Below are 20,158 nucleotides of genomic sequence, written 5' to 3'. Positions count from 1 at the left end.
TCACTGTCCTTCCCGGTCGGATACGACCGAAGCGTATCGATTCCCACCCGTTGTGCCGCCCACCGCGGAATGACCGCCGGTGGACCCGAAGCCCCCCTCGGCCCGCGCCGAGTCGGGAAGCTCCGCCACCTCCTGGAAGCGCACCTTCTCGACCTGCTGGACGACCAGTTGGGCAATCCGGTCGAAGCGCTCGAACACCACGGCCTCCCGCGGGTCGAGGTTCACCACAATGACCTTGATCTCCCCACGGTACCCGGCATCAACCGTCCCCGGGGCATTCACCAGGGCGACACCGCAGCGGGCGGCGAGACCTGACCGAGGGTGCACGAAGGCCGCGTAACCCTCGGGGAGCGCGATGGACACGCCCGTGGGCAGCACGGCCCGTTCGCCCGGCTTCAGTTCACAGCTCTCCGTGGTCCGCAGATCGGCGCCCGCGTCACCGGGGTGCGCGTACTCCGGCAGCGGAACGTCCGGGTCGACGCGCCGGATCAGCACGTCGACGGGGGGACGTCCGCCGCTCACGGGTTCACCTCGAAGGCGCGGGCCCGCCGGACCTGGTCCGGGTCGCTCATGGCCGCCCGGATCTCCTCCTGGCGGCCGTTGTCGATGAAGTGGTCGACCTTCACCTCGACGAAGAGCGCGTCGGCGCGGACGGCGAGCGGGCCGTCGGGGCCGCCCACGCGCCCGGTGGCGCTCGCGTAGATCTTCCGCCCGGCCACGGCCGTCACCTCAGCCTGGAGGTGCAGCACGGCGCCGACGGGCACGGGACGTACGAAGTCGGTCTCCAGCCGCCCGGTCACCGCGATGGTGCGCAGCAGCCAGGTGAGCGAGCCGAGCGTCTCGTCGAGGGCGGTGGCGAGGACCCCGCCGTGCGCCAGGCCGGGCGCGCCCTGGTGGGCGGCCTTGACCGTGAACTCGGCGGTGAGGGAGACCCCCTCGCCGGCCCGGGCCTGAAGGTGCAGCCCGTGGGGCTGCTCGTCACCGCAGCCGAAACACTGCCCGTAGTGCGCGCCCAGCAGCTCGCCCGGGGCGGGCGCCTCGGGGTGCCGGACGGGCGCCGTGGCGTCCGCCGGGGGCTGCAGGGCCGCGGAAGTACCTCTCACAGCCGCAGACCTTACCCGTCCGTCAGCCTCCGGCCATCGTCCCGGCGGACAGGGTTTCCCCTCGGGTGCCCCCATTTCCCGGGGGCGGCCCTCCCCATGCCAAGCTTGACGCCATGCAGTCCTCCGCCCCGCCGTACGAAGAACGGCTCACCGCGCCCCGTTCCTGGTGGCTGGTGTGCCTCCTGGTCGGCGTCTCCATGGCTCTGATCCTGCTGCCCTTCGGCACCCTGCCGCTCCTCGGCGGCCTGGCCGGCGGCACCGCCGCCGCGGCGGTCGTGACCAGTTCCTACGGCTCGGTCCGCATCCGCGTGGTGGGGGACGCCCTGATCGCGGGCGAGGCGAAGATCCCGGTGAGCGCCCTCGGCGAGCCGGAGGTGCTCGACGCCGAGGAGGCGCGCGCCTGGCGCACGTACAAGGCCGACACCCGGGCGTTCATGCTGCTGCGCGCCTACGTCCCGGGGGCTCTGCGCATCCCGGTCACGGACCCGGCCGACCCGACGCCGTACCTGTATCTCTCGACCCGGCAGCCGCAGCGGCTGATCGCCGCCCTGGAGGCGGCGAGGGCTGCGGTGTAGACGCCGCGCCGGCCTCCCGGCCACCGCCGCTCCCCCGGCCGGCACCTCGCCCGGTTCCCGCCCGTTTTCTCGCCCGATTCTTACGGTCGGCCGACGGTCACGGTCGCCCGGTTCTCACGGTCGGCGGGGGTCGTCGGGGTTCTGCGGCAGCTCGGCCACCGCCACGGGGTCCGTCGGCTTCTCCAGTGCCGGGAGGTCCGGCAGCGCCTCCCAGGGCACCTGGGTCCGCCGCAGGTCCTTGCGGACGCGCTCCGCGAGGTGCTTGGTGTCCCGGCGGTTCATGAACGCGCCGACGGCCGCACCGACCAGGAACGGCATGAGGTTCGGCAGGTTGCGCACCATGCGCTTCGTGATCTGCTGGCGCAACTGCCGCTTCAGCTGTCCGCCGAGCGCCGCGTCGATCGTCGCGGGCCTGGTCACGTCGATCCCTCGCTCACTGGACCAGGAGTCGAGGTAGGCGGTGCTGCGCTGCCGGAGGTTGCCGGGCGGTCGCGCCCCGTACACCTCGTGCAGCTCGGCGACGAGTTTCAGCTCGATCGCGGCGACGCCGGTGATCTCGGCGGCCAGCTCCGCGGGCATGGCCGGCGGGGTGGGCAGCATGGCGGCGGCCCCGACTCCGGCGCCCACGGTGGAGGACGCGTTCGCGGCGCCCGCCACGAGCTTGTCGGCGAGCTGTTCGGGCCCGAGGCCCGGGAACTGGGCGCGCAGGGTCGCGAGGTCCCGTACGGGGATCCTCGGGGCCATGTCGATGATCCGGTCGGTGAGGTACGCGAGCCCGGCCCGCGCGCGGTCACCGCCCTTGCGGGCCCCGACGCTCAGGCCCTGTCTGATGCCCGCCCGGACGGCCGCCGCGCGCTGCCCGGCGACCGGCGCCGGAGTGTCCACCGGTACGGGCAGGCGTCCCTGCTCATCCGTGGCGCCCCCCGACGCCGTGCCCGACGTACGTTCGAGCGAGGCCGCTCCGGGATCGGAGGAGCCCCGCTCGTCGTCACGCACGCCGTCAGGGCCGCGGTACGGCCCGTGGTCCGCCCCCTTGCGGAGGCGGCGCTTCCAGGGAGGGGTCGAGCCAGTCACGGCCGACCCTGCCTCAGTCGCAGTCGCGGCAGATCGGCTGACCGTTCTTCTCGCGGGCCAGCTGGCTGCGGTGGTGCACCAGGAAGCAGCTCATGCAGGTGAACTCGTCCTGCTGCTTGGGCAGGACGCGGACGGCCAGTTCCTCGTTCGAGAGGTCGGCGCCCGGCAGTTCCAGGCCCTCGGCTGCCTCGAACTCGTCGACGTCCACCGAGGAGGTCGACTTGTCGTTCCGGCGCGCCTTGAGTTCTTCCAGGCTGTCCGAGTCAACGTCGTCGTCGGTCTTGCGTGGGGTGTCGTAATCCGTTGCCATGTCGCTCTCCCCCTCTGGGTGTCTGCGGTGTCTCCAGCGCACGTAACGCGTGAGAGGCCGGACTTGTGCCCGACCTGAGGCGGAGATTTTGCCTCACATCAAGGTCTGTTACTCAATCGACACCCAACCGGACCCCTCAAGAGTGATCGGCTTGGATGGCGAACGGGACCGTACACGGTCCTCGGGCTGCATTTCAAAGGCGCCCCAGCATGTACTTCCCGTGATCTCAACCCCCGAAAACCCGGATGTTCCCGGCGTTCCGGCGGGCACGTGATCACGCTCAGTAGATGGCCGAATAATCGCCCATGTGATCGATCACACACCGGTCGTGCGCGACTGTTCTGACCAGAACCCATGGGCGTCCCGGGAAATTCCGCGTGAAGCGAACATGTCCCGGAAGCCGGCACATTTTCTCAGACGGGCAGGGTCACACGCATCACCAGACCGCCCCCCTCACGTGGCTGGGCGGCGATGTGGCCGCCGTGCGCGCGGGCCACGGACCGGACGATCGACAGGCCGAGGCCCACGCCCTTGTCGCTTCCCGTGCGCTCCGTCCGCAGCCGCCGGAACGGCTCGAAGATGTTGTCGATCTCGTACGCCGGGACCACGGGCCCGGTGTTCGTGACCACGAGGACCGCCTGTCCCTGCTGGAGCTCCGTCGTCACCTCGACCCAGCCGCCCGGCCCCGGCACGTTGTACCGGACGGCGTTCTGGACGAGGTTCAGCGCGATCCGCTCCAGCAGGACGCCGTTGCCCTGGACGACCGCGGGGGCCCGCTCGCCGCGGATCTCGATCTTCTTGGCGTCCGCCTCGGCGTGCACCTGGTCGACGGCGCGGGTGGCGACCTCGGCGAGGTCCACGGGCTTGCGCTCGACGATCTGGTTGTCGCTGCGGGCGAGCAGCAGCAGCCCCTCGACGAGCTGCTCACTGCGCTCGTTGGTGGCCAGCAGGGTCTTGCCCAGCTGTTGCAGCTCCGCCGGCGCGTTCGGATCGGAGAGGTGCACCTCCAGCAGCGTGCGGTTGATCGCGAGGGGGGTGCGCAGTTCGTGCGAGGCGTTGCCCACGAAGCGCTGCTGGGCCGTGAAGGCCCGTTGGAGCCGCTCCAGCATGTCGTCGAAGGTGTCCGCCAGCTCCTTCAGCTCGTCGTCCGGGCCGTCCAGCTCGATACGGCGGGAGAGGTCCGACCCGGCCACCGCGCGCGCGGTGCGCGTGATGCGGCCGAGCGGCGCGAGCACCCGGCCGGCCATCGCGTAGCCGAAGGCGAACGCGATCACGGCGAGCCCCAGCAGGGCCAGCAGCGAGCGGCTGAGCAGGGCGTCCAGGGCGGCCCGGCGCTGGTCGTCGATGCAGTTGGCGATCGCGGCGTTGAAGTCGGCGAGCGGGACGTTGCCCGACGAGTTGGCGTTGACGGCGGGGCACTGCTCGCTGGAGACGCTGATGTCGTTACCGCCGATGATCTTGAACAGCGGCTGGTTGCCGGTGTTGATCGCCTGGGCGGCCAGCAGGTAGATGATCGACAGCAGCAGGATGCCGGCGATCAGGAACATGCCGCCGTACAGCAGCGTGAGCCGTATGCGGATGGTCGGGCGCAGCCACGGGAACGGGACCTGCGGCCGCTGGGGGTCCCAGGTGGGCTTGGGGGGAGCTGCGGGGGGTGCCGGGGTCGCGGCCATGACGATCAGATCCGGTAGCCGGAGCCGGGCACGGTGACGATCACCGGTGGCTCGCCGAGCTTGCGCCGCAGCGTCATCACGGTGACCCGGACGACGTTGGTGAACGGGTCGGTGTTCTCGTCCCAGGCCTTCTCCAGGAGCTGCTCCGCGGAGACCACGGCGCCCTCGCTGCGCATCAGCACCTCCAGGACGGCGAACTCCTTGGGCGCGAGCTGCACCTCCTTGCCGTCGCGGAAGACCTCGCGGCGGTTGGGGTCGAGCTTGATCCCGGCGCGCTCCAGGACCGGCGGCAGGGGCACGCTCGTACGCCGGCCGAGGGCCCGCACGCGCGCGATCAGCTCACTGAAGGCGAACGGTTTGGGCAGATAGTCGTCGGCGCCGATCTCCAGGCCCTCGACGCGGTCGCTGACGTCGCCGGACGCGGTGAGCATCAGCACGCGCGTGGGCAGGCCCAGCTCGACGAGCTTGCGGCAGACGTCGTCGCCGTGGACGAGGGGGAGGTCGCGGTCGAGGACGACCACGTCGTAGTCGTTGACGCCGATGCGCTCCAGGGCGGCCGCACCGTCGTACACGACGTCGACGGCCATGGCCTCCCGGCGCAGTCCGGTGGCCACCGCATCGGCGAGCAGCTGCTCGTCCTCGACGACGAGTACGCGCACGTCGCTTGTCCTTCCTGTGTCCACCCGCGTAGCACGCCGAAGGCGCACACGGGCAGGGTGTTCGTGGGTGTGTGACCTCCATCCTGCCTTTTTCGGCCGTAAGTCGGCGGTAAGGCGACCTCCTGCCGGGGCCGACCGGGAATGCGGGATTTTTTCGTCCGGTTGAGGTTTCCGTCGGAGGGGGCGAGGGGAGGACAGGCTTTACACCCCGCGATCACGCTCTGCTTGTGCCGCGCCACCACGCGGTGCACGGCGATCCGCTTTCCGCAGAGCGGGCGTGGGTGTCCGGCACCGACGCCGCCCGGCACGGGTGACGCTGGGCATCCACACGAAGCGTGATCGTCCCTTCCGAACCGGCACACCCCCGTGCCATCGACCCACGACCAGGACGAGGGGGCGCAGCATGGACGCTTTCACCGCAGGACTTCTGCAGCGCATAAGGGCGACCGAGTCCGACCTGACCAGGGCTCGTGACGAGGGCGACGACTTCCTCGTCGAAGTGGAGCAGGCCGAGCTCGACGACCTGCACCGCCTCGCCGCCGACCACGGTGTGGAGGTCGGCGCGTCCAGCGTCTGATCCGGACCCACGCGAACGACAGCGGGACCCCAGGCAGCCGGCCTGGGGTCCCGCTTTCTTCGCGCTCAGTCGTGCCAGGCGCCGAGCTGCTCCAGGCGGGCCTGGAGGGCCTCGAAGAGGCCGGGTGGGGCGGCGACGGTCAGGTCGGGTGAGAGGGGCTCTCCGGGACGTCCACCGGTCAGGGCGCCCGCCTCCCGGGCGATGAGGTCGCCCGCCGCGTAGTCCCAGGCGTTGAGGCCGCGCTCGTAGTACGCGTCCAGACGCCCCACGGCGACGTCGCACAGGTCGATCGCGGCCGAGCCGCCGCGCCGGATGTCGCGGACCTCGGGGATCAGCTCGCGCAGCACGTCGGCCTGGCGGGCCCGGCGCTCGGCGCGGTAGCCGAAGCCCGTGCCGACCAGGGCCAGCTCCAGGGCGGGGGCGGGCCGCACGCGCGCGGGGCGGTCGTTCACGTACGCCCCCTCGCCGAGGACCGCGCGGCAGGTCTCGCCGCGCGCGGGGGCGTGGACCACGCCGACGACCGTCTCGCCGTCCACACGGGCCGCTATGGACACGGCCCAGCTCGGCAGGCCGTACAGGTAGTTGACGGTGCCGTCGATCGGGTCGATCACCCACTGGACACCGCTGGTGCCCTCGACGCTGGCGCCCTCCTCGCCGAGCACGCCGTCGTGCGGCCTGCGCTCGGCCAGCAGCGCGGTGATCAGCTTCTCGGATGCGATGTCCATCTCGGTGACGACGTCGACCGCGCTGGACTTGGTGGCGGCCACGCCGAGGTCCTCGGGCCGGCCGTCGTGCAGGAAGGCGCCCGCGCGGTGGGCCGCCTCCAGGGCGATCTCGAGCAGCTCGGCCTTCAGCCCGTCCGGACGGTTCGGCTGGTCGTTCACGGTGCTCCTCACGCGTACGGGCTGTCGGCGCCCGCGGCGGCGGGCTTCGGGGCGCGGGCCGGGCAGCAGCCGACCGGGCAGAGGTTGTGGCTCGCGCCGAGGGCGCCGAGGGCGCAGGGCGTCACGTCCTGGCCCCGCTCGACGGCCGCGCGCTCCAGGACCAGGTCGCGGATCGCGGCGGCGAACCGCGGGTCGGCGCCCACGGTGGCCGAGCGGCGCACCGGCAGCCCCAGTTCCTCGCCCTTGGCCATGGCCTCGGTGTCGAGGTCGTACAGGACCTCCATGTGGTCCGAGACGAACCCGATGGGCGCCATCACGACGGCCGGGGCGCCGGACCCGCTCAGCTCCTCCAGGTGGTCGCAGATGTCGGGCTCCAGCCACGGGATGTGCGGGGCTCCCGACCGGGACTGGTAGACGAGCTGCCAGGGGTGCTCCACGCCGGTCCGCTCGCGCACGGCCTCCACGATGAGCCGGGAGACCTCCAGGTGCTCCTCGACGTAGGCGCCGCCCTCTCCGTGGCCCTCGACCGGGCCGGAGGTGTCCGCCGAGGCGTTCGGGATGGAGTGCGTGCAGAAGGCGATGTGCGCGCCGTCGCGGACGTCGTCGGGGAGGTCGGCGAGGGAGTCGATCACCCCGTCGATCATGGGCTCCAGGAAGCCGGGGTGGTTGAAGTAGTGCCGGATCTTGTCGATCCTCGGCAGCTCCAGGCCCTCGGCCTCCAGGGCCGCGAGGGAGTCGGCGAGGTTCTCCCGGTACTGGCGGCAGCCCGAGTACGAGGCGTACGCGCTGGTGGCGAGGACCAGGATGCGGCGGCGGCCGTCGGCGACCATCTCGCGGAGGGTGTCGGTGAGGTAGGGCGCCCAGTTGCGGTTGCCCCAGTAGATCGGCAGGTCCAGGCCGTGCCCGGCGAAGTCCTTGCGCAGGGCGTCGAGCAGGGCGCGGTTCTGGTCGTTGATGGGGCTGACCCCGCCGAACAGGAAGTAGTGCTCGCCGACTTCCTTGAGGCGTTCCTTGGGGATGCCGCGCCCCCGCGTCACGTTCTCCAGGAAGGGGATCACGTCGTCCGGGCCCTCCGGGCCGCCGAACGAGAGCAGGAGCAGGGCGTCATAGGGGGTGGCGTCGTGCGCGTGTGGCATGACTCGATCCTGCCACCCGACACCGACGGCCGGGATCCCGGCCCGCTCTGGGTGGTGACTTAGGTTTGCCTGACCCGTAAGCTGTATCGGCATCCTTCGCGCCTTACAGCGCCGACCAGGGAACGGTGCCCTCCGCTTCCCGCACCTTTCGGAGACCCGCCGTGCCCAGCCCGTACACCGCTCTGTTCGCCATGCCCGGCACCAAGGGCTTCACCGCCGCGGGCCTCATCGGCCGTATGCCGCTGTCGATGATGGGCATCGGCGTGGTCACGATGATCTCGCAGCTCACGGGACGGTACGGCCTCGCCGGTGCGCTGTCGGCGACCATCGCGCTGTCCGCCGCCGTGCTGGGCCCGCAGATCTCCCGCATGGTGGACCAGTACGGGCAGCGGCGGGTGCTGCGTCCGGCGACGCTCGTCGCGCTGGCCGCGGCAGCGGGGCTGCTGTTCGCCGCGCACTTCCGCTGGCCGGACTGGGTGCTGTACGTGTGCTCGGCCGGCATCGGCTGTGTGCCAAGCCTCGGGGCGATGACCCGGGCCCGCTGGGCGGCCCTGTACCGGGGCACCCCGCAGTTGCACACCGCCTACTCGTTCGAGTCCGTGGTGGACGAGGTCTGCTTCATCTTCGGGCCGATCATCTCCATCGGTCTGTCGACGGCGTGGTTCCCGGAGGCCGGGCCGCTGCTCGCCGCCTGCTTCCTCGCGGTCGGCGTGTTCTGGCTGACCGCCCAGCGGGCCACCGAGCCCGCACCGCACCCGCGCGCGCAGCGGGGGCGCGGCCGTTCCGCGCTGCGCTCGCCCGGACTGCAGGTGCTGGTGGTCACGTTCGTGGCGACCGGGGCGATCTTCGGAGCCGTCGACGTGGTCACCGTGGCGTTCGCCGAGGAGCAGGGCCACAAGGCCGCGGCGAGCGTCGTCCTGGCCGTCTACGCGGCCGGGTCCTGCCTCGCCGGCATCGTGTTCGGGCTGCTGCGGTTCTCCGGGGCGGCCGAGCTTCGCTGGCTGCTGGGCGTCTGCGGGATGGCCGTGAGTATGATCCCCCTCCTACTGGTCGGAAACTTGCCGTTTCTGGCCGTGGCGCTCTTCGTGGCGGGGCTGTCCATCGCACCCACGATGATCACGACCATGTCCCTGATCGAAGAGCACGTACCACGCGCGCAACTGACCGAGGGCATGACCTGGGTGAGCACCGGACTCGCGGTCGGCGTCGCGCTCGGCTCCTCCGCGTCCGGCTGGGTGATCGACGCGGCCGGGGCCGACGCCGGGTACGGGGTGCCGGCGGTGTCCGGTGCCGTCGCGGTCGCGGTCGGTTTCCTCGGGTACCGCCGGCTGCGCAGGCCGGCACCGGAGCGGGGAGGGCCCCATGAGCACCACAGTGATCGGCAAGAGCGGCACGTGGCGTAACTGGGCGGGGAACGTGACCGCCCGGCCCGTGCGGGAGGTCACCCCTGCCACCGTCGAGGAACTCGCCGCGGCGGTGCGCCGGGCCGCCGAGGACGACCTCCGGGTGAAGGCCGTCGGCACGGGGCACTCCTTCACGGCCGCCGCCGCGACCGACGGCGTGTTGATCCGCCCTCAACTGCTGACGGGCATACGCGACATCGACCGCGACGCCATGACCGTCACGGTGGGCGCGGGCACCCCGCTCAAGAGACTCAACGTGGCGCTCGCACGCGAAGGGCTGTCGCTCACGAACATGGGCGACATCATGGAGCAGACGGTCTCCGGGGCCACCAGCACCGGCACCCACGGCACGGGCCGCGAGTCGGCCTCGATCGCCGCGCAGATCAGGGGACTCGAACTGGTCACCGCGGACGGCTCGGTCCTGACCTGTTCCGCCACCGAGAACGCGGACGTCTTCGCGGCCGCCCGCGTCGGCATCGGCGCGCTCGGCATCGTCACCGCGATCACCTTCGCCGTGGAGCCGATCTTCCTGCTCACGGCCCGCGAGGAGCCGATGCCGTTCGAGAAGGTGCTGGCCGAGTTCGACGAACTGCACGCCGAGAACGAGCACTTCGAGTTCTACTGGTTCCCGCACACCGGCAACACCAACACCAAGCGCAACAACCGCAGCGCGGGCCCCGAGAAGCCCGTCCCGCAGCTGAACAGCTGGTTCGAGGACGAGTTCCTCTCCAACGGCGTCTTCCAGGTGGCCAACCTGGTCGGCCGGGCCGTGCCCGCCACCATCCCGGCGATCGCCCAGATCTCCAGCCGCGCCCTGTCCGCGCGCACCTACACCGACATCCCCTACAAGGTCTTCACCTCTCCGCGCCGGGTGCGCTTCGTGGAGATGGAATACGCCGTTCCGCGCGAGGCCCTGGTGGACACACTGCGTGAGCTCAGGGCGATGGTGGACCGCTCCCCCCTCCGCGTCAGCTTCCCGGTGGAGGTCCGCACCGCGCCGGCCGACGACATCACCCTCTCCACCGCCTCCGGCCGCGACAGCGCCTACATCGCCGTCCACATGTTCCGGGGCACGCCCTATCAGGCGTACTTCACGGCCGCCGAGCGGATCTTCACGGCGCACGAGGGGCGTCCGCACTGGGGCAAGGTGCACACACGGGACACCGACTACTTCGCCAAGGTCTACCCGCGCTTCGGCGAGTTCACCGCGCTGCGCGACCGGCTCGACCCCGAACGGCGTTTCCAGAACGACTACTTGCGCCGCGTCCTCGGGTCGTAGCCGGGCGGCCGGACCGGTGATCGTGTGACGCGCTCCCCCTACCCGGCGTGACGAAAGGCCCCTTCCCCGCGGCCGATTGCCGTCTCTCACCAGAAAGCGAGCGGCGCGCCGATCCACGCAAGTGGCCCGAATGGAGTACTGTTGCGAGCCCTGGGTCCGGACTCCCGCCAGGGTGTCCGGGGCCCACGAGGACCGCCGGGAGGGGGATCGTTGCACAGGGTGATGAGGTTCGTCACTTAGCGTTGCGAAACAGGTAACCGTGCCATAACGGCGGCCTCGGGCCCACGCCCGACACGCCGGGCAACTAGGCAAGGTTGTGGCAGGCTGCACCCGGGCAGGCCACACTCACTAGCGGAAGCAGCGACGCACGTGACGTCGGCAGGCACCACCCGGGAGGTCCCCATGCCCGAACTGCGTGTCGTGGCCGTCTCCAATGACGGCACACGGCTGGTGCTGAAGGCTGCCGATTCCACGGAGTACACGCTGCCGATCGACGAGCGCCTGCGTGCCGCCGTACGCGGTGACCGTCCCCGTCTCGGCCAGATCGAGATCGAGGTCGAGAGCCATCTGCGTCCCCGTGACATCCAGGCGCGTATACGCGCGGGTGCCACGGCCGAGGAGGTCGCGCAGCTCGCCGGCATCCCCGTCGACCGGGTACGCCGGTTCGAGGGGCCCGTACTGGCCGAGCGCGCCTTCATGGCCGAGCGGGCACGCAAGACCCCGGTCCGCCGCCCCGGCGAGAACGCCGCGGGCCCGCAGCTCGGCGAGGCCGTCCAGGAACGGCTGTTGATCCGCGGCGCGGAGAAGGACACCGTCCAGTGGGACTCCTGGCGCCGCGACGACGGCACCTGGGAGGTCCTGCTGGTGTACCGGGTCGCGGGCGAACCGCACTCGGCGAGCTGGACGTACGACCCGCCCCGGCGGCTGGTCCAGGCTGTCGACGACGAGGCGCGCTCCCTGATCGGGGAGTCCGACGACCTGGGCGCGCCCGAACCGAGCTTCCCGTTCGTACCGCGGATCGCCCGGCTGCCCCGCGACCGTCAGACGGAACGCCCCGTCCTGCCGGCCGGGCCACCGGAGGGCGACGAGGAGAGCGAGCGCGACTCGCTCACGAGCATCCTGGAGGCCGTCCCCAGCTACCGGGGCGACCTGGTGGTGCCCGAACTGCCGTCCGCCGAACCGCAGGACGAGTCCGTCGAGGAGGCGGACGAGGAGTCCGCGGCGCCCGCGGCATCGGCCGGTTCCGCCTACGCGGACGTCCTGATGCCGCCGCGGTCGGTGGGCGGGCACCGTGACCGGCTCATCGGCTCCACCGACCGGCAGGCCGAGGCCGACGGCGTACGGCCGGGCCGGCGCGCGGCGGTGCCCAGCTGGGACGAGATCGTGTTCGGTACGCGCCGCAAGAAACAGGAGTAGCGGGCGACAGCGGTGAGCAGGGTGGGGGTCGGCGGCTGCGAGCAGGACGGTCGTGCATGCCGATCCGTTTCTGCTTTCTTCTGCTTCCGGGTTCTTCTTCCGTGGTTTCCGTGGGGTTCCGTGGGTGGGGGTCCGGTCTCTCATACGTGTACGGGGCCCGTGTCGTTCAGACGCGGGCCCCGCGGCACGCCGTCAGTGCCGGGTCACTGGGGGTCGGGCCCGGTGGCGACCGGGCGGCTGCCGTCCCGTGACCACTCCGACCAGGAGCCGACGTACAGGGCGGCCGGGATGCCCGCCACGGCCAGCGCGAGCACCTGGTGGGCGCCGGAGACGCCCGAGCCGCAGTACACGCCGACCTCGGTGTCCGCGGTCGCGCCGAGTCCCTTGAATCGGTCGGCGAGTTCGGCGGCGGAGCGGAAGTGACCGGATGCGGTCACGTTCTCGGTGGTGGGCGCGGACACGGCGCCCGGGATGTGGCCGCCGACCGGGTCGATGGGCTCCACGTCGCCTCGGTAGCGCTCGGCGGCCCGCGCGTCGAGGAGCAGACCGCTGCGGGCGAGCGCCGCGGCGCCGTCCGCGTCGAGCAGCGGGAGGGCGCCCGGGGCGGGGGTGAAGGTTCCCGGCTCGGGGACGGGGAGTTCGGCCGTCACAGGGCCGTCCCAGGCCGCGAGACCGCCGTCGAGGACGCGCACGGAGGGGTGGCCCGACCAGCGGAGCAGCCACCACGCGCGCGCGGCGGCCCAGTTGAGGCCGCCGTCGTAGACGACGACCGGACGGTCGGCGGACACCCCGGCAGCCCGCATCGCCGCACCGAAGGTCTCGGGGTCCGGCAGCGGGTGGCGGCCGGCCTCGCCCGCCGGGCCGGCGAGTTCGGCGTCCAGGTCGACGAAGACGGCCCCCGGGATGTGCGCCGTGTCGTACGCGGGCCGCTGGTGGGGGCCGCCCAACTGCCAGCGCACGTCCAGCAGGACGGGCGGGCGGGGTCCGGCCAGCTCCTCGGCGAGGTCGGATGCGGTGATGATGGCGTTCATGGCCCCCATCCTCGCGCACGGGGTGGTTCCTTCGCCCGGGTCCGGCTACTCTGCCCGCCGGACGGTTGCGATCACCGCGCGTACAGGATCGGACACATGCCGTACAGTCGACGGCCACCACCCGTCCGCCCCGCGGAAAGCGGCGCGTCACGGTCGACCGCGTCCGTTCGCGTACGTACGTGCGCCAGGGCGCGGCGGTGCGGCGCGGGCGTGCGGCACCACGGGTGGTGCGAGCATCGGCGCGGGGCGTGATCGCGGGTGGACGCGGTACACGTGTACGGCGGGGCGGACGGACGCGGCCGCGAGGGCCGAGGAGAGAGTGACGATGACCGACGCACGGGGGTCGACCGGCCCGAACGGCGGGGCGTACCCGCCGGGCACGCCCCGCTGGGTGAGCCTGATGGTGCACGGGATGGACGCGACGCAGGAGTTCTACGGGGCCCTGTTCGGCTGGGAGTTCCAGCCCGGTCCGCAGCAGCTCGGCCCGTACGTGCGGGCGTTGCTCGACAGGCGCGAGGTGGCGGGGATCGGGCAGCTGCCGCCGGACCGGCACCTTCCGATCGCGTGGACGCCGTACTTCGCCTCCGACGACGTGGACCGGACGGCGGCGACCGTGCGGCACTGCGGCGGGACCGTCGGGGTCGGGCCGCTGGACGCCGGGGAGGCGGGGCGCCTCGCGATCGGCTCGGACCCGACGGGTGCCGTCTTCGGCATCTGGCAGGCGGCGGAGCTCCTCGGCACGGACATCACGGGGGTTCCGGGCACCCCCGCCTGGGACGAGCTGCTCACGTACGACACGGAGAGCGTCGCCAAGTTCTACGAGGTGGCCTTCGGCTACGAGGAGAGACCGGTGGCGTCACCGGACCCCGACACCGACCACGTCACCCTCCACATCGGGGGCCGCCCCGTCGCCGGCATCCACGGCATGGGCACCGCGCTCCCCCGTGACCGTGGCCCGCACTGGCTGACGTACTTCGAGACGACCGACACCGACGAGGCGGCCCGGCGGGTCCTCGACCTCGGCGGCCATGTCCTCACTCCGCCGCACGACACCCCCCAGGGCCGTGTGGCCACCGTGGCGGATCCGGAGGGGGCGGTCTTCGCGCTGGTGCACATGGAGCGCTGAGGGGCCCGTGGAGCGCCGAGGGGGCCCATGGCGCGCTGAGGTTCGGGACGTGGGAGCGCTGACGGGTGCGGGGGCCGTTGCCCGCGAGGGCGACCTCTGCGCGCGGTGATGGCCGGCGGAGGGCTCAGGCCGTCTCGACCGGGAGGACGTCCGGGGAGAGGGCTCCCGCGCGGGCCGTCGCCGCGGTCATGCGGCGGCGGTGGTGGCGGCGGCAGAGCACCTCGTAGCCGATGTCGTCGGGCTGGTTGACGTCGCCGACGACGACCTGGGCGCCCTCGACGACCATGTGGCCGCCTATGGTGCGGGCGTTGTGGGTGGCGCGGGCGCCGCACCAGCACAGGGCCTCGACCTGGAGGACCTCGACGCGGTCGGCGAGCTCGACCAGGCGCTGGGAGCCGGGGAAGAGCTTGGAGCGGAAGTCGGTGGTGATGCCGAAGGCGTAGACGTCGAGGCCCAGGTCGTCCACGACGCGGGCGAGCTGGTCGATCTGCTCGGGGGCGAGGAACTGCGCCTCGTCGGCGATGACGTAGTCCGCGCGGCGCCCCTGGGAGAGGTGGTCGACGAGGTACGCGTAGAGGTCCTGGCCGTCCTCGACCTCCACCGCGTCGGTCACCAGCCCCAGGCGGGAGGAGAGCTTGCCCTCACCGGCGCGGTCGTCACGCGTGAAGATCATGCCCTGGAGGCCCCGCGCCGAGCGGTTGTGCTCTATCTGGAGGGCCAGCGTCGACTTCCCGCAGTCCATGGTTCCGGAGAAGAACACCAGCTCGGACATGGTGAGGTGAGCACCTTTCGGCAAGGGACGGCGGGGCGGTCGGGACGGGCGCGCGGGACGGTCAGGAGCGGACTTCGAGGAGCGGGACCAGTTGTTCCGCCGGGGTCATCGAGCCGTGGTTGCCGACCATGGCCGACTCCTTGGGCTCCCGCTCGGAGGCGATGATCAGGACGTCGTCGCGGGCGGCCGCGACGACGTCACCGATGCGGCCGTACACCCGTTCGTCCACCGTGGGCCCGAACCAGCCCGCGGCGATGGCCTCGTCCCGCGAGGCGATCCAGAACTGCTCGCCGAGCACCTCGCGCCAGCAGGTCAGGACGTCCGACTCGGCGCCCGGTACCGCGTACACATGGCGGGCGCGGCCCTCGCCGCCCAGCAGGGCGACGCCGGCGCGCAGTTCCCAGTCCTCGTCGAAGTCGATGCGGTGCTGTTCGTCGAAGGGGATGTCGATCATGCCGTGGTCGGCGGTGACGTAGAGGGCGCTGCGCGGCGGGAGTTGCTCCGCCAGCCGCTGGACGAGGCGGTCGACGTGCATGAGCTGGCCGCGCCAGGTGTCCGAGTCGAGGCCGTAGCGGTGCCCGGCGCCGTCGACCTCGGAGTAGTACGTGTAGACCAGGGCCCGGTCACCGGCACGCAGTTGGGCGGCGGCCAGGTCCATGCGGTCCTCGCCGGAGAGACGGCCGTGGAAGGTGCCGCCGCTCAGCGCGACCTTGGTCAGGGGGGTGTGCTCGAAGGCGGGCGACGAGACCTGCGCGGCGTGCACACCGGCCTCGTGGGCGAGCTGGAACACGGTCGGGTACGGCTGCCACACGTGTGGTGCCGTCCAGGGCTGCCAGCGGAGCTGGTTCATCAGCTCCCGGGTGTCGGGGTCGCGGACCGTGTAGCCGGGGAGGCCGTGCGCGCCGGGGGGCAGTCCGGTGCCCACGGAGGCCAGGGAGGTCGCCGTGGTGGCGGGGTAGCCGGCGGTGATGGGGCGGCCGGTCCCGCCGCGGGAGGACGCCAGCAGGGAGGTCATGAAGGGCGCCTCGTCGGGGTGCGCCCGAAGCTGCTCCCAGCCGAGTCCGTCGATCAGGAAGACGCAGGCACGGTCGGCCGGCGCCAGTTCCCGTATCGCGGCGGTCACGCCGGGGACCTCCATGCCCGCGGCGAGGGTGGGCAGGAGGTCGGCGAGCGAGCCTGCGCCGTACTCGGGGACGGGCGCGGAGCCGACGGCGAGGGGTTCCGGGTGGTCCCAGGTGGGCAGCGCCATCAGCGGGCGAGGTCCGCGGTCGCCTCGGAGAGGGACTGCGCGAAGGCGAGGGCCTGGCGAACGGTCTCGGGGCCGTCCCCGGCCTCGCTGACGCGCAGGCTGAGGTCGTCCGCCGTCGAGCTGCCCGTGTAGCCGTGGTCGGCCTCGCAGTTGGGGTCGCCGCAGGCGGCGGGCTCCAGGTCGATGCGGGAGACGGCGCCCCAGCCGATGGTCAGGACGACCTCGCGGGGCAGGGTGCCGGGCGTGTACGACTCGGGGTTGGCGACGACCCTGCTGACCACGACCGAGGAGATCCGGCCGAGCTTCACCGACTCGGTGGACGTGGTGGCGTAGGGCGTCGGCGACGTGCTGTCCGCGGCCTGCTCGTCGGTGTGGCTGACGATGAACCGGTTGGCCGTGAGGACGAGGACGGTCACATGGCGCCGCACCTCGTTCGCGTCGAACGTCGTCTCCTGGTGGACCAGGTACGACTTGATGGCCTCGCCGCCGACAGCGGCCTCCACCGCCTCGGCCACGAGAGCCGGGTAGTAGCCGCTGCGCTCGATCGCCGCGCGCAGCCCCTGGGTCGTCGTACTGGTCTTGGCCATGACGTCCATCCTAGTCCGTGGGCAAGGGCGGTCCGGCTCAGTCAGGGGCATCCCGGGGCGTTCGCACAGCAGGCCGTCGTGCCCCTCTCGCGTCCGGCCCCCCGGAGCAGCCCTGTGGAGGGGCAGGCGGAGGGGTGCGGCCACGGCATCGCGGAGGCTCGGGGAGGGCCGCGCGGGGCTCGGGGAGGGCCATGTGGTCGCAGGCGGACGCGGGCCTCGAACGCCGCGTACGCAGGGCCGGTGACGGAGCCGGAGGTGACCGTGTCCCCCTCTCCGGTGGCCGGTCGCCAGCCGCCGACCGCCGGTCCCCGGTCGTCGCCGTCAGTAGACCGGGAGCGTTCTCGGGCCGAGGTCGTCGCGGGCAGGTGGGCGGGCGAGCCGTACGGTGGCGCCGAGGACGCTGAGCCCGTGCGGGGCGACGACGACCGGTTCCAGGGAGACGGCCACGACCTCGGGGTGATCGTCCACCAGCCGGGAGACGCGCAGCAGCAGTTCCTCCAGGGCGCCGGTGTCGACCGGCGCCGAGCCTCTCCAGCCGAAGAGGAGGGGTGCCGTCCGGATCGACCGGACCAGGGAGGCGGCGTCCCGTTCGGTGGCCGGAATCAGCCGGTGCGCCATGTCACCGAGCAGCTGCGACGCCGGCCCGGCCAGCCCGAAGGACAGCACCGCGCCCGCCGCCGGGTCGACCACCGTCCGTACGATCGTGTCGACACCGCGCGGGGCCATGGCCTGGACGACCGGACGCAGCTCCTCCGGACCGCCGAACAGTTGCGTCAACTCCGCGTAGGCTCGCCGCAGTTGCTCCTCGTCCGCCAGGTCGAGCCGTACGCCGCCCAGGTCCGCGCGGTGCCTCAGGTGCGGGGCGGTCGTCTTCAGCGCGACGGGATAGCCGAGCGCCTCGGCCGCCGCCACCGCCTCGTCGGGCGTGGGCGCTGGACGTGCCTCCCGGACCTGGATGCCGTACCGCCCGAGCAGGGCACAGGTGTCCTCCGCGCCGAGGGCGAGCCCCTCGCCCCGCGCGAGCAGCTCGTCGATCTGCCGCGCGGCGCCCTTCTCGTCGATGTCCTCGTACTCGGGCACCTTGCCCGGCTCCGCCGCCTCGCGCCGCCACTGCGCGTACTTCACGGCCTCGGCGAGGGCGCGGACGGCCCGCTCGGCGGCGGGATAGGCGGGGATGAGCCGCGAGTCGGCGGGCCGGGCGGGGCCGAGCCGGTCATCGGCGGGCGGGGCGGGCGGGGCGGCGTCCGCCGCGAGGGGACGGGCGGGCGCGGTGGGGGGTGCCACCGGGGTGGCCGTTCCGTCGGCGGCGGGCGCTCGCTCCGCGGGGTGCCCCGCGTCCCCCTGAGCCGGGGTGGCCGCAGGCTGTGACGCGCCGCTCGTGGTGCCGGGTGCCCTGTCGGCCGCCTGGGGTGCGGTGCTCGCCGCGGCCGACAGCGCCTCGGCGAGGCCGCCCAGCTCGACGTGGACGACGAGCACCGGCTTCGAGGGATTCGCCGCCGCCGCGGAGCGCAGCGCCTCGGCGAGGGCCGCGTCGTCGGGGGACGTCTCCCCCAGCGCCGGTATGGCCGTCACGACGACCGCGTCGCAGGCGTCGTCGGCCAGGGCGTCCGACAGCACCCGGTGGAAGTCGTCCGCCGAGGCGGCGGTCGTCAGGTCGACCGGCGGCAGCGGACGGAGCCCCTCGGCCAGGCACGCGTCATAGGTGAGCAGCCCCAGCGACTCCGAGTTGCCGAGGATCGCGACCCGCGGGCCCGCGGGGAGCGGCTGCCGGGCCAGCAGGAGCCCCGCGTCCACCAGCTCCGTGATCGTGTCGACGCGGATCACCCCCGCCTGCCGCAGCACCGCGGACACGGTGGCGTGCGGCAGCCGGGTGGCGCGCACCGCGTGCCCCTGCGGGGCCGCCCCGTGGCGTGCGCCCTGGACGACGACGAGCGGTTTGACCGCGGCGGTCCGCCGGGCGAGGCGGGTGAACTTGCGCGGGTTGCCGATGGACTCCAGGTACATCAGCACCACGTCGGTGTCGGGGTCCTCGTACCAGTACTGGATGACGTCGTTGCCGGAGACGTCCGCCCGGTTGCCGGACGACACGAACGTGGACACGCCCGTCACCCCGGTGACCCCTCCCCCGCGCCGGTGCAGCCGGGACAGCAGCGCGATGCCGATGGCGCCGGACTGGGCGAAGAGGCCGATGCGCCCCGAGCGGGGCATCTGCGGGGCGAGCGAGGCGTTGAGCCGTACGCCGGGGGCGGTGTTGATGACGCCGAACGCGTTCGGGCCGATGATGCGCATGCCGTACGCGCGCGCCAGGCGGACGAGTTCGCGCTGGCGGTCGTGCCCGTCGGGGCCGCTCTCGGCGTACCCGGCGGAGATCACCACGAGGCCCTGCACTCCGTGTTCACCGCACTCGGCGACGACCTCGGGGACCTGCGCGGCGGGGACGGCCACGACGGCGAGGTCGACGGGGCCCTCGATGTCACGGACGGAGGGGTACGCCGGGACCCCGTCCAGCTCCTTCTCCCGGACGGCCTTGTTGACCGCGTAGAGCCGGCCCACGAAGCCCGCGTCGCGGAGGTTGTCGAGCACGCTGCGGCCCACTCCGCCGGGGGTGCGTCCGGCGCCGATGACGGCGACCGAGCCGGGGGCGAGGAGCCGCTGCACCGATCTGGCCTCGGCCCGCTGCTCCCGCGCGCGCTGCACGGCGAGGGAGCGGTCGGTGGGCTCCAGGCCGAACTCCAGGCGTACGACGCCGTCCTCGAAGCTGCGCTTCTGCTGGTACCCGGCGTCGGTGAACACCTTGATCATCTTGGTGTTGGCGGGCAGTACCTCGGCGGCGAAGCGCCGGATGCCGCGCTCACGGGCGACGGCGGCGATGTGTTCGAGGAGGGCGGAGGCGACGCCGCGGCCCTGGTGGGCGTCCTGGACGAGGAAGGCGACCTCGGCCTCGTCGGCGGGGGCGGAGGCGGGCATCCCGTCGGCGCCGATGCGGTCATAGCGTACGGTGGCGATGAACTCGCCGCCGACGGTGGCGGCGAGCCCCACCCGATCCACGAAGTCGTGGTGCGTGAAGCGGTGGACGTCCTTGGCGGACAGGCGAGGGTACGGCGCGAAGAAGCGGTAGTACTTCGACTCGTCGGAGACCTGCTCGTAGAAGCTGACCAGACGCTCGGCGTCATCAACGGTGATGGGCCGGATGCGTGCGGTGCCGCCGTCGCGCAGCACCACGTCGGCCTCCCAGTGGGCGGGGTACTCATGCCGGTCCGACGAGGTCTGCATGGGCCCCAGAGTACGGCTCGCGTCCGACGAC

At 72.6% G+C, this 20,158-nt stretch carries 19 protein-coding genes; 6 read left to right on the top strand and 13 right to left on the bottom strand.

Features of this window, described 5'->3' with window-relative positions; genetic code table 11:
- Together dut and GSY65_RS28045 are read right to left on the bottom strand one after the other, a co-directional pair.
- Entirely contained in the window at window positions 1–522 is a 522-nt protein-coding gene (dut, locus tag GSY65_RS28050) for a dUTP diphosphatase (RefSeq protein WP_159773853.1), read from the bottom strand.
- Window positions 519–1,103 (bottom strand): PaaI family thioesterase, encoded by a 585-nt coding sequence (locus GSY65_RS28045; RefSeq protein ID WP_159773851.1) that lies wholly within the window; start codon window positions 1,101–1,103, stop codon window positions 519–521. The genes dut and GSY65_RS28045 overlap by 4 nt, the downstream gene beginning before the upstream one ends.
- Window positions 1,104–1,216: 113 nt before the next feature.
- Between GSY65_RS28045 and GSY65_RS28040 the strand changes: the two genes are divergently transcribed.
- Complete coding sequence (locus GSY65_RS28040) at window positions 1,217–1,678, top strand: DUF3093 domain-containing protein (RefSeq protein ID WP_159773849.1); 462 nt, start codon at window positions 1,217–1,219, stop codon at window positions 1,676–1,678.
- 114 nt (window positions 1,679–1,792) lie between these two features.
- On the opposite strand, the gene GSY65_RS28035 is transcribed toward GSY65_RS28040, so the two are convergent.
- The 4 genes from GSY65_RS28035 to GSY65_RS28020 all read right to left on the bottom strand — a co-directional run bounded on the left by GSY65_RS28035 (window position 1,793) and on the right by GSY65_RS28020 (window position 5,394).
- A complete protein-coding gene (locus GSY65_RS28035; protein WP_201452691.1) occupies window positions 1,793–2,752 on the bottom strand; it encodes a hypothetical protein in 960 nt (319 codons plus the stop codon).
- 13 nt (window positions 2,753–2,765) lie between these two features.
- Window positions 2,766–3,062 carry a DUF4193 domain-containing protein gene (locus tag GSY65_RS28030; RefSeq protein ID WP_003997302.1) on the bottom strand — a complete coding sequence of 99 codons (297 nt, stop codon included), beginning with the start codon at window positions 3,060–3,062 and terminating at the stop codon, window positions 2,766–2,768.
- A 413-nt stretch (window positions 3,063–3,475) separates the two neighbouring features.
- On the bottom strand, window positions 3,476–4,735 hold the full coding sequence (locus tag GSY65_RS28025) for a sensor histidine kinase (protein ID WP_159773845.1): 1,260 nt from the start codon (window positions 4,733–4,735) through the stop codon (window positions 3,476–3,478).
- A gap of 5 nt (window positions 4,736–4,740) precedes the next feature.
- On the bottom strand, window positions 4,741–5,394 hold the full coding sequence (locus tag GSY65_RS28020; protein WP_009340866.1) for a response regulator transcription factor: 654 nt from the start codon (window positions 5,392–5,394) through the stop codon (window positions 4,741–4,743).
- A gap of 403 nt (window positions 5,395–5,797) precedes the next feature.
- Here GSY65_RS28020 and GSY65_RS33395 point away from each other — a divergent pair, with 403 nt between their 5' ends.
- Window positions 5,798–5,971, top strand: coding sequence for a hypothetical protein (locus tag GSY65_RS33395; RefSeq protein ID WP_201452690.1), 174 nt, complete (start codon window positions 5,798–5,800; stop codon window positions 5,969–5,971).
- A 65-nt stretch (window positions 5,972–6,036) separates the two neighbouring features.
- Here GSY65_RS33395 and GSY65_RS28015 read toward each other — a convergent pair whose 3' ends face one another.
- Both GSY65_RS28015 and GSY65_RS28010 read right to left on the bottom strand, forming a co-directional pair.
- Entirely contained in the window at window positions 6,037–6,855 is an 819-nt protein-coding gene (locus tag GSY65_RS28015; protein ID WP_159773843.1) for an inositol monophosphatase family protein, read from the bottom strand.
- A gap of 8 nt (window positions 6,856–6,863) precedes the next feature.
- Entirely contained in the window at window positions 6,864–7,991 is a 1,128-nt protein-coding gene (locus GSY65_RS28010) for a ferrochelatase (RefSeq protein WP_159773841.1), read from the bottom strand.
- A gap of 161 nt (window positions 7,992–8,152) precedes the next feature.
- Between GSY65_RS28010 and GSY65_RS28005 the strand changes: the two genes are divergently transcribed.
- From GSY65_RS28005 to sepH, 3 genes are all read left to right on the top strand, one after another.
- Window positions 8,153–9,394: an MFS transporter gene (locus tag GSY65_RS28005; protein ID WP_159773839.1), complete on the top strand. Its 1,242-nt coding sequence runs from the start codon at window positions 8,153–8,155 to the stop codon at window positions 9,392–9,394.
- Window positions 9,354–10,673: a D-arabinono-1,4-lactone oxidase gene (locus GSY65_RS28000; protein WP_159773837.1), complete on the top strand. Its 1,320-nt coding sequence runs from the start codon at window positions 9,354–9,356 to the stop codon at window positions 10,671–10,673. The genes GSY65_RS28005 and GSY65_RS28000 overlap by 41 nt, the downstream gene beginning before the upstream one ends.
- Before the next feature lie 402 nt (window positions 10,674–11,075).
- Window positions 11,076–12,089: a septation protein SepH gene (sepH, locus tag GSY65_RS27995; protein ID WP_159773835.1), complete on the top strand. Its 1,014-nt coding sequence runs from the start codon at window positions 11,076–11,078 to the stop codon at window positions 12,087–12,089.
- Window positions 12,090–12,292: 203 nt separating this feature from the next.
- Here sepH and GSY65_RS27990 read toward each other — a convergent pair whose 3' ends face one another.
- Window positions 12,293–13,120, bottom strand: coding sequence for a sulfurtransferase (locus tag GSY65_RS27990; RefSeq protein ID WP_159773833.1), 828 nt, complete (start codon window positions 13,118–13,120; stop codon window positions 12,293–12,295).
- Window positions 13,121–13,445: 325 nt separating this feature from the next.
- Here GSY65_RS27990 and GSY65_RS27985 point away from each other — a divergent pair, with 325 nt between their 5' ends.
- Window positions 13,446–14,246 carry a VOC family protein gene (locus GSY65_RS27985; RefSeq protein WP_159773831.1) on the top strand — a complete coding sequence of 267 codons (801 nt, stop codon included), beginning with the start codon at window positions 13,446–13,448 and terminating at the stop codon, window positions 14,244–14,246.
- Between the two features lie 124 nt (window positions 14,247–14,370).
- Here the strand turns inward: GSY65_RS27985 and GSY65_RS27980 are convergent, their stop codons facing one another.
- The 4 genes from GSY65_RS27980 to GSY65_RS27965 all read right to left on the bottom strand — a co-directional run bounded on the left by GSY65_RS27980 (window position 14,371) and on the right by GSY65_RS27965 (window position 20,127).
- Entirely contained in the window at window positions 14,371–15,018 is a 648-nt protein-coding gene (locus GSY65_RS27980; RefSeq protein WP_159773829.1) for a thymidine kinase, read from the bottom strand.
- A 61-nt stretch (window positions 15,019–15,079) separates the two neighbouring features.
- Window positions 15,080–16,267 (bottom strand): alkaline phosphatase family protein, encoded by a 1,188-nt coding sequence (locus GSY65_RS27975; protein ID WP_159773827.1) that lies wholly within the window; start codon window positions 16,265–16,267, stop codon window positions 15,080–15,082.
- Window positions 16,267–16,854: a DUF5998 family protein gene (locus GSY65_RS27970; RefSeq protein WP_099968251.1), complete on the bottom strand. Its 588-nt coding sequence runs from the start codon at window positions 16,852–16,854 to the stop codon at window positions 16,267–16,269. The genes GSY65_RS27975 and GSY65_RS27970 overlap by 1 nt, the downstream gene beginning before the upstream one ends.
- Window positions 16,855–17,175: 321 nt before the next feature.
- On the bottom strand, window positions 17,176–20,127 hold the full coding sequence (locus tag GSY65_RS27965; protein ID WP_159773825.1) for a bifunctional acetate--CoA ligase family protein/GNAT family N-acetyltransferase: 2,952 nt from the start codon (window positions 20,125–20,127) through the stop codon (window positions 17,176–17,178).
- Between the last annotated feature and the right edge of the window lie 31 nt (window positions 20,128–20,158).

The sequence above is a fragment of the Streptomyces sp. HM190 genome (assembly GCF_009857135.1).
GTDB classification, from domain to species: domain Bacteria; phylum Actinomycetota; class Actinomycetes; order Streptomycetales; family Streptomycetaceae; genus Streptomyces; species Streptomyces heilongjiangensis.
Note: the sequence above shows the minus strand (reverse complement) of the source record. Positions and strands in the feature narration are given on the sequence as shown.